Origin of the sequence: Shimia sp., from assembly GCF_022448905.1 — a bacterium.
GTDB lineage: Bacteria > Pseudomonadota > Alphaproteobacteria > Rhodobacterales > Rhodobacteraceae > Shimia.
The window spans coordinates 22,715-34,888 of the sequence record NZ_JAKVCW010000015.1; the positions used below are offsets into that span (position 1 = coordinate 22,715).

Genomic DNA, 12,174 nt, shown 5'->3' on the forward strand with positions numbered 1-12,174 from the left:
TGCGGTATTCTCGCGCCTAGGTGGTAGGGTATGATGACCGCAATCAAGTCGGGAGCGATAGAATGAACCGTTCAACATTAAGAACTGCTGGCATGCGCATGAGCCTTGCGGCGGTGCTGGCTCTGGGCGCGGGGAGCGTGATGGCAGAGATACAGGATCTACATGGATCGGTGATGTATCGCGAAAAGATTGCCCTGCCACCGGAGGCGCTTGTGGAGGTCACGTTGGAAGACGTGAGCAAGATGGACGTGAAGTCGACAGTCCTCGCCACTCAGACCTTGCGGCCGGAGGGGCAGGTGCCGGTAAATTTCCGCCTGAGCTATGATGACGCCATGGTTGAAGAGCGTGGGCGGTATTCGGTGCGGGCGGTGATCCGTGTAGGGGAGGATGTGCTGTGGCGCAGTACGCAGAGTTTTCCGGCATTGACCAATGATGCCCCTGAAACAGTGGATGTGGTGGTGGAGCGTATGGTGAAACCTGCTGAGAGCGCGCTCGCGGGCAATGAATGGCTGGTGGTGCAGATGAACGACAAAACCGTGGGCACGTCCCAGGTGCCGCAAATCCGGTTTGGCGCAGACGGCAAGGTCAGTGGCACGAGCGGCTGCAACCGGTTCTCGGGCAGCTACACCGAGAAAGATGGTCAGTTGGCGTTTGGGCCGTTGGCGACAACGCGGATGGCCTGTCCCGGTGAGTTGGATCAGCAGGAAAAAGACTTCTTCAAGACGCTGTCAAACGTGACTGGGTTTGGCGTGCGCGCTGGGCACACTGTGCTGCTTGATGCAGAGGGCACAGTGGTGATGACGCTGCTGGCGCAATAGTCGGGGGATTTGGCGTCGGCTGATCCAAATCAAAGCTGGAGTGGGTGTTTTGCGTCACATCTGCGGTCAGCAACGTGAAGGAGACAGCCGATGCTGCGACTGGCAATGATTCTGCATATCTTTATTGGGTCCACTTTGGCCGGTGTGGGCGTGATCGCCGCGCTGGTGACCGGTGTGAACAGCGGTTTGATGCTGTTTGCCTATGCGCTGATCGGCTTTGTGATTGCCTTTCCAGCCAGCTGGAAAGTGGCGCAGGCGCTTTATGCGCGCCCGTCCAAATCCAACCAGGCCTGAACCGAGGCAACAAACTCGCGCGGTTTCTCCGCGTGCAACCAATGGCCCGCGCCGGTGATTTTGGCAAAGCGGGCCTTTGGGAATTTTTCCCGGATTGTAGGGCGGTAGGCGTGCGTGACGTAGTCTGACGTGGCGCCGGACAGGAACAGTGTGTGGCCGCCGTAAGCGGTGCCGACCTCGGGGAAGTCCAGAATTTTTGGCATCTCGCGGTCCAGCACATCCAGGTTGAGGCGCCAGCGTTGTTCTTTCACATCCAGCGACTGGGTGAAGAAGGTTTGCAGCGTGGTGTCGTCCAGATGTTCGGCAAGTTGCGCCATGGCGTCAGAGCGTTTGGTTACCTTGGAGAGGTCGACGGCGCGCATGGCTTCGATGTTCTGATTCTGGTCATGGGTGTAGGTCACGGGCGCGATGTCCGCCACGATCAGGCGGTTGACCAGTTCGGGACGCGTGAGGGCCAGCACCATGGCGGCTTTGCCGCCCATGGAATGGCCAAGCACATCCAGCGGCTTGCCCTGAGCCGTGATGACCTCGGCCAGATCGGCGGCCATGTCCTGATAGGAATGGCTGTCATACCACGGGCTGAGGCCGTGGTTGCGCTGATCGACGCAGAGAATGCGGCGGGTGGCGGAGAGCTTTTTGGCAATGGCGCCCCAGTTGCGGCCGGAGCCAAACAGCCCGTGCACAATCAGAAGGTCCGGTTCAGCGGTGGCAGTGCCATGTTCGATCACGTTCAACATGGCGGTGTGATAGCGCGCTGTGCGGGCGGGTTCCAGAGTTGAGTGTTCTGCGTGCGCGGTCTAGGGTGCGCGCATGATGACGACGCAGGACATTCAGGCCAAAGAGGCGCGGCTTTTGGAACTGGCCAAGGAGAAATTTGGCGTGCGGGCCAAGACCTTGAGCCGGGCGATGAAGAAAATTGGGCGCAGGGTGCCGGCACGGCTGCATCGGCAGGCGGATGTGCTTGTAGAGGCGCAAAGGCTCGGCGGGCATCCGAAGCTGATGATGCAGGTGGATGGCGCGGCCGTGGCCAAAGCGTTTGACGAGATTGTCGCGCATTTGGAGACCATCGACGTGGCGGATCGGCGTAAAGGCGCTTTGCTCAATCTGGCAGCGGCGTTGGTGTTCAACCTGTTGGTGGTTGTGGTTTTGGTGATCCTTGTGTTGCGCTGGCAAGGGCTAGTCTAAGCGGTTTTTGGCGCGCGGTCGCACTCCCACATAATGTCTGGCGTGCCTATGAAGCGGCCCATGCGGGTGAGTTCTGCGTCCAGTTTGGCGGCGCGTGCTTCGGTCCAGTGCACGCCGGTTTCAGACCAAAGCTGTGTGATGGTGATTTCGCCCTTTTTGCGGTTGGCCTTGGCCTCTAAGCGCCCGACAAAGCGGTCCCCCTCCAAAAGCGGATAAACGTAATAGCCCCATTGTCGTTTGGCTACGGGAACGAAGATTTCGATGCGGTAGTCAAAACCAAACAGGCGGAAAAGACGGTCACGGTCGCGGATCACCGGGTCAAACGGATTGAGGATGCGTAGGCGAGAGGTGGGTGCGGTGATTTGTTCCAAGCGCTGAGCGATGTCGGCGGGGGCTTGCATCGGCAACCACTGCCGGTTGGCGGTTTGCACTTCGACATCGATGAGATCGGTTTTGCTCATCCAGTCTTTCACATCTGCGGTTTCGGCGGCTTCCCAAAAGCGTTTGATGTCGCCAGAGGTGGCAAAGCCAAGGCGGGCGAGTGCCTGAGTGCAAAGCCAGTTGATTTGCTCGGCTTGGTCAATCTCTGTGTGCCGCAGCGCATCCGGGATGACGCGTTCCGGCAGGTTGTAGAATTTTTTGAAGTTGTGGCGATAGCAGGTGGCCAGTTCGCCTGCGTACCACAGGTAATCTAGCGCCTGTTTGTGCGGTGGGCGGGACCACATTTCTTTGGGGCCTTCAATCTTGGTGTCAAAAGCCTCGGTCGACAGCGCGCCTTCGTCCGCGATGCGGGACTTGATGTCGGCTGTGTTGACTTTGGTGAGCGCGGTTTTGAACCAGCCCTTTTGGTCCATGTGAGATTTGCGGCGCTTAAACTGCGCGCGCCAATAGGGGTAGGTCTCGATGGGCAGGACGCTGGCGTCATGGGTGAAATGCTCAAACACCGTGCGGTCTTCGGCCAGCAGTTTGTTGAGCATCGGTTCGCGATAATTCTGGTTGCGAGACCAAAGGATGTGGTGATGCGCGCGGGAGAGGACTTGGATGCTGTCCAGTTGCACAAAGCCCAGTTTGCCAATGATGGCGCGCGGGTCGGCGGGGCCAGTGGGGGTGTCGGACAGACCTTGTAAAGAGAGCCAGAGGTGGCGGGCGTCGCGGTTTGAAATACGTAAACTCATGGCCGCACGCTAGGGGAAGAGTTCGAACAAAGAAAGAACATTTTTGCGGGTTGGTCAGCGGACTTGGCATTTGTTTTGCGGGCGCGTATGCCTGAACGTGGTTCAATATGTGGGGCACTATGGCTGGCAAAGTGGCAGAGCGGCGCGCGGCGTTGCGCATAAAGCTGATCGAATTAGCGGAAGAGCAGATTGCAGCGGGTGGACTGTCGTCCCTGAAAGCGCGGGAACTGGCCAAAGGGGCAGGCTGCGCGGTTGGAGCCATATACAACGTGTTTGATGACCTGCATGACCTTGTGCTCGAAGTGAACGGGCGCACGTTCAAGAAGCTCGGCGCGGCGGTGTCTGCCTCTTATGATGGCAGTGAAAGCCCGCGCCAGAGGTTGATCCTGATGTCCAACGCCTACCTTGAGTTTGCCGCCGCGCATCCAAAGCTGTGGCGGGCGTTGTTCGATGTGGAGATGACAGAGGATGGGGCGGTGCCGGAATGGTATCTGTCCTCACTGGGAGCGCTGTTTGCCAATATTCGCGCGCCCCTGTCGGAGCTTTATTCGGAAATGGGCGAAGAGGAACTGGGGTTGATGACTCGTGCGATGTTCTCGGCCGTGCATGGAATCGTGCTTTTGGGGCTGGAGAATCGCATCTCTGGCGTGCCGCCGGAGCACATTCGGACCATGATTGCGCAGGTTTTGTCCCGGATTGGCCCGGAAGTGGTCATGGAAAAATAAGCAAAAACAGGTGCTTCAAAGAAAAATGAACATCGTTCAATTTTTGTCTTGAACGATGTTCGGGAAAATTCTATCACCTTATTTGTGAACGATGTTCAAAAAAGGAGCGACAGATGTTCGGAACTTTGAAAACATTGATTGTAGGGGCAAACGCCCGGGCCGAAGAACAGGTGCGTGACGTCTATGCCATTGAGCTGATTGACCAAAAAATTCGAGAGGCGAGCGCAAACCTGAAGGCGGCAAAGGTGGCTTTGGCCGGGTTGATCCAGCGGGAGCGGGCGGAGCAACGTCAGATTGAAACGCTGGAAGCGCGCATTGCGGATTTGCTGGCGCGGGCAAAAGAGGCCCTTGCGGCGGAGAGGGAAGACCTCGCGCAGCAAGCGGCGCAGGCCATTGCCGATCTGGAAAACGAACTGGCGGGTCGCCAGCAAACCCAAGCGCGCCTAGAAGCGCGGATTATGCAGCTGCGCCAGAGTGTGGAGACCGCACATCGCCGCATCATCGACCTGAAGCAGGGGGCCGTATCAGCGCGCGCTGTGCGCAAGGAGCAAGGCATTCAGCGCAAAGTGAACCGCCACTTGGGAGGCGACAGCCCGTTTGAAGAGGCTGAGGCGCTGATCTCCCGCGTTACGGGCGAAGATGATCCGTTTGAGCAAGGCGAAATCCTGCGCGAAATCGACAGTGGCCTGAACCATGGCGATATCGCGGGACGTATGGCGGATGCCGGGTTTGGCGCGTCGGACAAAACCACAGCGCATTCGGTGCTGGATCGCCTGAAAACTCAATCCAATTAAATCGCCGCAGATAGCAACGCACTTTTGACCCATAGAATTCGGAGAAACCAAAATGACTGACCGCAATGACAATTCCACCATCCTGATGCTCAACATGGCCGGTGTGGCCTTGGCCTATGTGCTGCTTGGCATTTCCCTTTGGCTGTCAACTGACGTGCCGCTGTCGACGAAAGGCTATTGGGGCATGGGCATCGTGCTTCTGACCATTAGCCTGATCAACGTGGTGAAGTACCGATTTGATAACCAGCAGCGCGAAGACCGCATTCGCCGCATCGAAGAAGTGCGTGACGAGAAGATGCTGGAAGAGGCGCTGTTGGACGGCAAGCCCGGCGCGTAAGGCACCGCAAAAATTCAAAAAGCACCCGGGTTTGCGCTCGGGTGCTTTCTGTTTGGGCTATGCCTTGGCCTCCGCCATCAGCCATTTGCGAAAGGCCCGTTCTTTGGCGCTTAGGGGGCGGGGCAGGGTGACCAGATGATAGCCCAGGTCGGTGCGCGGCAGGCTACAGATCTGTTTGAGCGTGCCAAAGGCGACCTCGCGTTCGACCAGAGATTTGGGGTGTACCGAGACACCCAGGCCAGCCACGGTGGCGGAGAGCACAAGCTCATTAGTTTCCAGCGAGGTCATGTCCACGCTGTTGAGATCCAGACCGGCGTCCTCCACAACCTGCCGCCATTCCAGCATGTGCAGATCCATTAGCCACGGGTAGTTTCCGGCCTCCGCCAGAGTAATTGTTTTGCTCGTGGAAAGCAGCTTGGGGGAGGCCACCACCCAGAACTCGCCAGACGTGAGCAACTCGCAGGCCACGCCCGGCCATTGCCCATTGCCAAAGCGGATGGCCATGTCAAAGCCGTCCCTACGGAGGTCGATCAAACTAACACTAGGATTGATGCTGAGCGAGATTTCCGGGTGCGCCTGCCAAAAGCCACCAATGCGAGGCATGAGCCAGTTTGCGGCAAAGGAGGGGGTGACGCTGACCGACAGCGGACGGTCCTCTTTGGAGCGCTGAAGCGCGGAGACACCTTCGGCAATCACCTCAAACCCATCGGAGAGATGCTGCGCCAGATGGCGGCCTTCTTCGGTGAGCGCCACACCACGTCCGGAGCGAAACAATAGTGGCGTGGAGAGGTCGGCTTCCAGACTGCGCACATGCTGGGCAATCGCGGCGTGGGTCACATTGAGTTCGCGGGCAGCGGCGCTCAAGTTCTGGTGACGGGCGGCGGCCTCAAAGGCGCGCAGGGCGGCGAGAGAGGGTAGGGAGGACCAATCCATATTGTAATCCTGACTTACATATTGAATGGCATATTGAGTCGATTTTCCGCGCTCTGTCCACCATGTTTGGATCAGATCAACACAAGGAGTGCCAGATATGTTGGGAATTCTTTCAAATAGCTTTCAGGTGGCCACCCGTCAGGCGCATTGGGCGGACAAGGACGCAACACCAGTATCAGAGACCAAACTACAGCCGCATTGGCGTGAGGATCGCCGTGCCCGGTTTGCCCGCAAAAGTGTGCTGGATCAGGCGACAGATGGGGCGCGGCCCAAGTTGTTTGGCTGGTAAGGCAGCGACGCGTTAGCGCTTTTGCCATTCCATAATGTGCAGATAGGGCGCGCGGTTGTAGCTTTCCGCCCGCGCGCCGCCGGTGGCTTTAGGCTCGTCAAAATGGGTGAGCTGAAAACCACAGTTCAACAGCGCCTGCATGTAGAACGCCAGCGGTCGGTGCCAGTTTTGAATGCGTATGCCGCTCCACTCCGCCCAACTCGGGAAAGCGTCTAGGTAGCGGTCCATTGTGAGCGTAGTGGTGCCGTCGGAGTTTTTGACCGGCGTGCCCTTGGATTGGCTGGCGGTGGTCCATGGGTTCAGGTTGGCGATCAGCAAGAGCCCGTTTGGGCGCAACACGCGGTGCGCCTCTGCTAAGGCTATGGGGACGTCCGGTATGTCGATCAACGACAGGTAGCTGACCGCCAAGTCAAAGCTGTTGTTGTCAAACGGCAGGTTCTCGGCGCGCGCGACGTGGTAGTCGGCACCGCCTTTGGCCTTTGCGTGCGAAATCAACGCTTCGGTGGGATCAATGCCCGCAACATGATCCACGTTTGGGGCTATCATGCGGCAGAACCGCCCTTCGCCACAGCCGAGGTCCAGCACCGCCTCTGGAGCAGCCCTCCTCAAGCGCTCCAGCATCGGGGTGTCGAGCACATGCTCCCGACTAAAATCGCCAGTCTCTCCCATTGACGCAATCCAGGCCTCAACCGAGGCGTCCCAACCGTCTGTCATTGTCGTGCTCCGCTGACCGTCTGTAATAAGCGCTATTCAAGAAATTGCGGTGGTACGTGATCTACCAGCCAAACGCCATTGGCGGATTGATAAAAGGTATGGCCATTCTGAGCCATTTCCTCAGTTCGGATCGTCAGTACAACCGGGGAACCATGGCGCCCACCTACGGCCTTGGCGGTTGCGGTGTTGTCGGAGAGATGCACATGGTGCCGCGTGCCTTTGAGCAATCCATTTTGACGAATGGACGCCAGGTTGGTTTTGGCAGTGCCGTGAAACAGAATGCTCGGGGGCGTTTTGGGGGCAAGCCCGAGGTCGACCTGGATCGAATGCCCCTGATTTGCCCGGATGCGGGAGCCGTCGAGGTTCAAGGAAAAGCGCTGCTTTGCGTTGGTGCGCACCACCTCGGCAATGAGGTCATGTGTGAGAGGATGCTCAGATTTCGCAATTAGGTCAGCGACCTGCGCCCATCCCTGTGCATCAAGCGTTAATCCGATGCTGTCCGGTGCGTGCCGAAGGATGTAGCTCAAATACTTGCTGGTCTTTTTCAAATCATCTTTGGTCATATTGCCAAAAGAAAAGGCCGCCGCTGGAAAGTCCAGCGACGGCCTACAAGTTTTTGGGTGTACGTGACCTTAGAGGTTCGGGTATAGCGGGAATTTGGCGCAGAGATCTGCGACTTTGGCTTTTACTGCCGCTTCCACGTCTGCGTTGCCTTCCTCACCGTTGGCGGCGAGGCCATCAACCACTTCTACAATCATGTCGGCAATCGCGCGGAACTCGTCTTCGCCAAAGCCGCGAGTGGTGCCTGCCGGGGTGCCCAAGCGGATGCCGGAAGTCACCATTGGCTTTTCCGGGTCAAACGGGATGCCGTTTTTGTTGCAGGTGATGTAGGCGCGGCCGAGCGCTTTCTCGGTGGCGTTGCCTTTCACGCCTTTCGGGCGCAGGTCGACCAGCATCACGTGGGTGTCGGTGCCACCGGTGACGATGTCCAGACCACCTTTCATCAGCTGATCGGCCAGAGCGACTGCGTTGGCGCGCACCTGCTTTTGGTACTTTTTGAATTCTGGGCGCAGCGCTTCGCCAAAGGCTACCGCTTTACCAGCAATCACGTGCATCAGCGGGCCACCCTGGATGCCAGGGAAAATCGCGGAATTCACTTTCTTCGCAATGGCTTCGTCGTTGGTCAGGATCATGCCGCCGCGTGGGCCGCGCAGGGTTTTGTGGGTCGTGGTGGTGGCCACATCCGCGTATGGGAACGGGGATGGGTGTTCGCCTGCGGCAACCAGGCCGGCGAAGTGGGCCATGTCGACCATCAGGTAAGCGCCCACGGAGTCTGCGATTTCACGGAACTTGGCGAAATCGATCTGACGCGGGATGGCGGAACCACCGGCGATGATCATCTTTGGCTTGTGCTCGTTGGCCAGTTCCTGCACCTGATCGTAGTCCAGCAGGCTGTCTTGCTTGCGCACGCCATACTGTATGGCGTTGAACCATTTGCCGGATTGGTTTGGCTTGGCGCCGTGGGTCAGGTGACCACCGGCGTCCAGGCTCATGCCGAGGATGGTGTCGCCTGGCTGCAGCAGGGCGGTGAACACACCTTGGTTGGCTTGGGAGCCGGAGTTTGGCTGCACGTTGGCGAAGTCACAACCAAACAGCTCTTTGGCGCGGTCGATGGCGAGGTTTTCGGCCACGTCCACGTATTGGCAGCCGCCGTAGTAGCGGCGACCTGGGTAGCCTTCGGCGTATTTGTTGGTCAGCACAGAGCCCTGCGCTTCCATCACGGCGGCGGACACGATGTTCTCCGAAGCGATCAGTTCGATCTCGTCGCGCTGGCGGCCCAGCTCGTTGGTGATCGAGCCAAACAGCTCTGGGTCGCGGGAGGCGAGGGATTCAGTGAAAAAGCCAGCATCACGGGTGGTGGACATGGGCATGTGCTCCAGATCATGGGGTTCGCGTTGCTGCGCTTCCTAAAGGAAAGGTTGGTGTGTTGAAAGGTCCCAAAGCGACGCAACACCTTGCCTGAACGCCGCAGATGGTGCAGGGGATAAACATATGACGCCATAGGAAACCTTTGGCAGGGCAGGGAAACCTGTCGGTGTTTGAATGGAGCCGGGACCAATATGTCCGAAAGAATCGCTTTTGTGGCCAGCAACGCGCCGGTGGCGCAGACCGCGCGGGCGGCGCTGATTGGCCGGTATGGCAATGTTGTACCGGAAGAGGCGGATGTGATTGTCGCGCTGGGCGGGGACGGCTTCATGCTGCACACGTTGCATGACACTCAGGCTTTACCTGCGCCGGTCTATGGGATGAACCGCGGCACGGTAGGCTTTCTGATGAACACCTATTCGGAAAGTGATCTTTTGGAACGGCTTGCGGCGGCGGAAGAGGAAAAGCTCAATCCGCTGGCGATGCGGGCGACCTGTGTCGACAACTCCGTGCATGAGGCGCTAGCGATCAACGAAGTGTCCTTGCTGCGGGCGGGGCCGCAGGCGGCCAAGCTGCGCATCAAGATTGATGGTCGGTTGCGCATGGAAGAGCTGGTCTGTGACGGCGCGCTGATCAGTACTCCAGCGGGGTCTACTGCGTACAATTACTCCGCGCATGGGCCGATCCTGCCGATTGGCTCTGATGTGCTGGCGCTCACAGCGATTGCACCATTTCGCCCCCGTCGGTGGCGGGGGGCTCTATTGCCTAAACAAGCGACAGTGACTTTCGAGGTTCTTGAGGCCAGCAAGCGCCCTGTGATGGCGCATGCGGACAGCCGCTCGATCGAGAATGTGGCTGCGGTTGAAATCCGCTCGGATGAGAGCATCGCGCACCGGATCCTGTTTGACCCGGGCCATGGGTTGGAAGAGCGCCTGATCCGCGAGCAGTTTGTCTGACACCAAAAAGCGCGCCCTCAATTTGGCACGCCGTCCTGGCTTCTTCTTGCCCTAAATATCCCGGGGGTGCGGGGGCTGGCCCCCCCGCCGGGTTTACGATGTGGCGTAGCCGATGCTTTGCAGCGCCACAGTAATTTCATCCAGAATGACAGGGTCATCAATCGTGGCGGGCATTTTCCACTCGGTGCCATCCGCAATGCTGACCATGGTGCCGCGTAGGATTTTGCCGGAGCGGGTTTTGGGAAGGCGATCGACCACTACGGCCAATTTGAACGCCGCCACCGGGCCGATTTTTTCACGCACCAGTTTCACAACTTCTTTCACAACTTCACCGTGGTCACGGTCTGCGCCTGCGTTGAGGCAGAGGAAGCCGACCGGCATTTGGCCCTTGAGCTGATCCGCCACGCCAATCACCGCGCATTCCGCGACGTCCGGGTGTCCGGCGAGCACCTCTTCCATGCCGCCGGTGGAGAGGCGGTGGCCCGCGACGTTGATCACGTCATCGGTGCGCGCCATGATGTAAACGTAGCCGTCTTCGTCAATCATGCCTGCATCGCCGGTTTCGTAGTAGCCGGGGAAGTTGGTCAGGTAGGATTTTTTGAATCGGTCTTCGGCATTCCACAGGGTTGGTAGCGTGCCCGGCGGCAGCGGCAATTTGCTGACAATGGCGCCAAGTTCGCCGGGCGGCAGCTCGTTGCCGCCTTCGTCCAGCACTTTCATGTCATAGCCTGGCATGGGCAGGGACGGGCTGCCCAGTTTCACAGGCAGAAGCTCGATGCCCACGGGGTTACAAATGGCCGGGTAGCCCAATTCGGTCTGCCACCAGTGGTCGATGATTGGTTTTTGCAGCTGGTCTTGTGCCCATATGATGGTGTCGGGGTCTGCACGTTCGCCTGCGAGGAAAACCTGTTCCATGCAAGACATGTCGTACTTCTTCACAAACTCGCCTTGGGGGTCTTCGCGTTTTACGGCGCGGAAGGCTGTGGGGGCGGTGAAGAAGGTTTTGACTTGGTGTTCGGAAATCACCCGCCAGAAGGTGCCCGCGTCGGGCGTGCCAACCGGCTTGCCTTCAAACACAATGGTGGTGTTGCCGTGGATCAATGGTGCGTAGGTGATGTAGCTGTGGCCCACAACCCAACCCACGTCGGAGGCTGCCCAGAACACATCGCCGGGATCGACGTTGAAGACGTTCTTCATGGTCCAGTTCAGCGCAACCAAGTGGCCGGCGGTGTGGCGCACCACGCCTTTGGGTTGGCCGGTGGTGCCTGAGGTATAAAGGATGTAGGCGGGGTGGTTACCTTCGACAGGTACGCATTCGGCAGGTTCAACGCCATATTGGAAGCCGTGCCAGTTGAAGTCGCGGCCTTCGATCAACTGAGCCACTTCTTGCTCGCGTTGGAAGATCACGCAGAAGTCGGGCTTGTGAGTGGCGAGGTCGATGGCGCCGTCCAGCAGTGGCTTGTAGTGCACCACGCGGCCCGGCTCGAGGCCGCAGGAGGCGGCGATGATGGCTTTGGGTTTGGCGTCGTCAATGCGGACGGCCAGCTCGTTGGAGGCAAAGCCGCCAAAGACCACGGAGTGGATCGCGCCGAGACGGGCGCAGGCCAGCATGGCTTCGAGTGCTTCAGGGATCATCGGCATGTATATGATGACGCGGTCGCCCTTTTCCACGCCTTTGGCACGCAACGCTCCGGCGAGGGAGGCAACGCGGTTGCGCAGCTCGACGTAGGAAATCTCGCGCTTGGAGTGGGTGATCGGGCTGTCGTGAATGATGGCAGTTTGCTCGCCGCGACCGGCCTCGACGTGGCGGTCCACGGCGTTCCAACAGGTGTTGACCTTGGCGTCCGAGAACCACTCATACATGTGGTCGCCCTTGTCAAAGAGCGCTTGGCTGGGCGGGGTGTCCCAGTCAATGGCGTCTGCTGCCTGCATCCAAAATGCTTCGGGGTCGTTCTTCCAGCCGTTGTAGACGTCCTGATATGACATTGGGGTCCTCCTATCCTTACCCAAATGGATAGAGGAGGGGTT

Annotated in this window: 15 protein-coding genes; 8 read left to right on the forward strand and 7 right to left on the reverse strand. The window is 58.8% G+C overall.

The window, feature by feature from the left end:
- Window positions 1-62: 62 nt before the first annotated feature.
- Both MK208_RS16845 and MK208_RS16850 read left to right on the forward strand, forming a co-directional pair.
- The gene (locus tag MK208_RS16845) at window positions 63-818 is read left to right on the forward strand and encodes a YbaY family lipoprotein (protein WP_294118555.1); all 756 of its coding nucleotides are present in this window, start codon (window positions 63-65) and stop codon (window positions 816-818) included.
- 90 nt (window positions 819-908) lie between these two features.
- Complete coding sequence (locus MK208_RS16850) at window positions 909-1,112, forward strand: CTP synthetase (protein ID WP_294118556.1); 204 nt, start codon at window positions 909-911, stop codon at window positions 1,110-1,112.
- Here MK208_RS16850 and MK208_RS16855 read toward each other — a convergent pair.
- Entirely contained in the window at window positions 1,079-1,849 is a 771-nt protein-coding gene (locus MK208_RS16855) for an alpha/beta fold hydrolase (RefSeq protein WP_294118557.1), read from the reverse strand. The two genes, MK208_RS16850 and MK208_RS16855, sit on opposite strands and share 34 nt — an antisense overlap.
- Before the next feature lie 73 nt (window positions 1,850-1,922).
- On the opposite strand from MK208_RS16855, the gene MK208_RS16860 reads away from it, so the two are divergent.
- Entirely contained in the window at window positions 1,923-2,297 is a 375-nt protein-coding gene (locus tag MK208_RS16860; RefSeq protein WP_294118558.1) for a hypothetical protein, read from the forward strand.
- Here the strand turns inward: MK208_RS16860 and MK208_RS16865 are convergent.
- Window positions 2,294-3,472, reverse strand: coding sequence for a crosslink repair DNA glycosylase YcaQ family protein (locus MK208_RS16865; protein ID WP_294118559.1), 1,179 nt, complete (start codon window positions 3,470-3,472; stop codon window positions 2,294-2,296). The genes MK208_RS16860 and MK208_RS16865 overlap by 4 nt on opposite strands.
- Window positions 3,473-3,591: 119 nt before the next feature.
- Between MK208_RS16865 and MK208_RS16870 the strand changes: the two genes are divergently transcribed.
- The 3 genes from MK208_RS16870 (at window position 3,592) to MK208_RS16880 (ending at window position 5,328) form a co-directional block, all read left to right on the forward strand.
- Complete coding sequence (locus MK208_RS16870) at window positions 3,592-4,197, forward strand: TetR/AcrR family transcriptional regulator (protein WP_294118561.1); 606 nt, start codon at window positions 3,592-3,594, stop codon at window positions 4,195-4,197.
- Between the two features lie 113 nt (window positions 4,198-4,310).
- Window positions 4,311-4,991 carry a PspA/IM30 family protein gene (locus MK208_RS16875; protein ID WP_294118563.1) on the forward strand — a complete coding sequence of 227 codons (681 nt, stop codon included), beginning with the start codon at window positions 4,311-4,313 and terminating at the stop codon, window positions 4,989-4,991.
- Window positions 4,992-5,043: 52 nt separating this feature from the next.
- Window positions 5,044-5,328, forward strand: a complete 285-nt coding sequence (locus tag MK208_RS16880; protein ID WP_294118565.1) for a hypothetical protein — start codon at window positions 5,044-5,046, stop codon at window positions 5,326-5,328.
- 57 nt (window positions 5,329-5,385) lie between these two features.
- On the opposite strand, the gene MK208_RS16885 is transcribed toward MK208_RS16880, so the two are convergent.
- A complete protein-coding gene (locus MK208_RS16885) occupies window positions 5,386-6,261 on the reverse strand; it encodes a LysR family transcriptional regulator (RefSeq protein ID WP_294118566.1) in 876 nt (291 codons plus the stop codon).
- 97 nt (window positions 6,262-6,358) lie between these two features.
- On the opposite strand from MK208_RS16885, the gene MK208_RS16890 reads away from it, so the two are divergent.
- Window positions 6,359-6,550 (forward strand): hypothetical protein, encoded by a 192-nt coding sequence (locus tag MK208_RS16890; protein WP_294118568.1) that lies wholly within the window; start codon window positions 6,359-6,361, stop codon window positions 6,548-6,550.
- A gap of 12 nt (window positions 6,551-6,562) precedes the next feature.
- On the opposite strand, the gene MK208_RS16895 is transcribed toward MK208_RS16890, so the two are convergent.
- The 3 genes from MK208_RS16895 to glyA all read right to left on the reverse strand — a co-directional run bounded on the left by MK208_RS16895 (window position 6,563) and on the right by glyA (window position 9,195).
- On the reverse strand, window positions 6,563-7,264 hold the full coding sequence (locus MK208_RS16895; protein ID WP_294118569.1) for a class I SAM-dependent methyltransferase: 702 nt from the start codon (window positions 7,262-7,264) through the stop codon (window positions 6,563-6,565).
- Between the two features lie 32 nt (window positions 7,265-7,296).
- A complete protein-coding gene (locus MK208_RS16900; RefSeq protein ID WP_294118570.1) occupies window positions 7,297-7,827 on the reverse strand; it encodes an RNA 2'-phosphotransferase in 531 nt (176 codons plus the stop codon).
- A 69-nt stretch (window positions 7,828-7,896) separates the two neighbouring features.
- Window positions 7,897-9,195 carry a serine hydroxymethyltransferase gene (gene glyA / locus MK208_RS16905; RefSeq protein WP_294118573.1) on the reverse strand — a complete coding sequence of 433 codons (1,299 nt, stop codon included), beginning with the start codon at window positions 9,193-9,195 and terminating at the stop codon, window positions 7,897-7,899.
- Between the two features lie 189 nt (window positions 9,196-9,384).
- Here glyA and MK208_RS16910 point away from each other — a divergent pair, with 189 nt between their 5' ends.
- Complete coding sequence (locus MK208_RS16910) at window positions 9,385-10,146, forward strand: NAD kinase (protein ID WP_294118574.1); 762 nt, start codon at window positions 9,385-9,387, stop codon at window positions 10,144-10,146.
- Between the two features lie 93 nt (window positions 10,147-10,239).
- Here the strand turns inward: MK208_RS16910 and prpE are convergent, their stop codons facing one another.
- On the reverse strand, window positions 10,240-12,132 hold the full coding sequence (gene prpE / locus MK208_RS16915; RefSeq protein ID WP_294118575.1) for a propionate-CoA ligase PrpE: 1,893 nt from the start codon (window positions 12,130-12,132) through the stop codon (window positions 10,240-10,242).
- Window positions 12,133-12,174: the final 42 nt, after the last annotated feature.

Coding starts and splice junctions, on each gene's coding strand:
- MK208_RS16845 (WP_294118555.1), top strand. CDS start 63: ATGAACCGTTCAACATTAAGAACTGCTGGCATGCGCATGAGCCTTGCG.
- MK208_RS16850 (WP_294118556.1), top strand. CDS start 909: ATGCTGCGACTGGCAATGATTCTGCATATCTTTATTGGGTCCACTTTG.
- MK208_RS16855 (WP_294118557.1), bottom strand. CDS start 1,849: ATGTTGAACGTGATCGAACATGGCACTGCCACCGCTGAACCGGACCTT.
- MK208_RS16860 (WP_294118558.1), top strand. CDS start 1,923: ATGATGACGACGCAGGACATTCAGGCCAAAGAGGCGCGGCTTTTGGAA.
- MK208_RS16865 (WP_294118559.1), bottom strand. CDS start 3,472: ATGAGTTTACGTATTTCAAACCGCGACGCCCGCCACCTCTGGCTCTCT.
- MK208_RS16870 (WP_294118561.1), top strand. CDS start 3,592: ATGGCTGGCAAAGTGGCAGAGCGGCGCGCGGCGTTGCGCATAAAGCTG.
- MK208_RS16875 (WP_294118563.1), top strand. CDS start 4,311: ATGTTCGGAACTTTGAAAACATTGATTGTAGGGGCAAACGCCCGGGCC.
- MK208_RS16880 (WP_294118565.1), top strand. CDS start 5,044: ATGACTGACCGCAATGACAATTCCACCATCCTGATGCTCAACATGGCC.
- MK208_RS16885 (WP_294118566.1), bottom strand. CDS start 6,261: ATGGATTGGTCCTCCCTACCCTCTCTCGCCGCCCTGCGCGCCTTTGAG.
- MK208_RS16890 (WP_294118568.1), top strand. CDS start 6,359: ATGTTGGGAATTCTTTCAAATAGCTTTCAGGTGGCCACCCGTCAGGCG.
- MK208_RS16895 (WP_294118569.1), bottom strand. CDS start 7,264: ATGACAGACGGTTGGGACGCCTCGGTTGAGGCCTGGATTGCGTCAATG.
- MK208_RS16900 (WP_294118570.1), bottom strand. CDS start 7,827: ATGACCAAAGATGATTTGAAAAAGACCAGCAAGTATTTGAGCTACATC.
- glyA (WP_294118573.1), bottom strand. CDS start 9,195: ATGCCCATGTCCACCACCCGTGATGCTGGCTTTTTCACTGAATCCCTC.
- MK208_RS16910 (WP_294118574.1), top strand. CDS start 9,385: ATGTCCGAAAGAATCGCTTTTGTGGCCAGCAACGCGCCGGTGGCGCAG.
- prpE (WP_294118575.1), bottom strand. CDS start 12,132: ATGTCATATCAGGACGTCTACAACGGCTGGAAGAACGACCCCGAAGCA.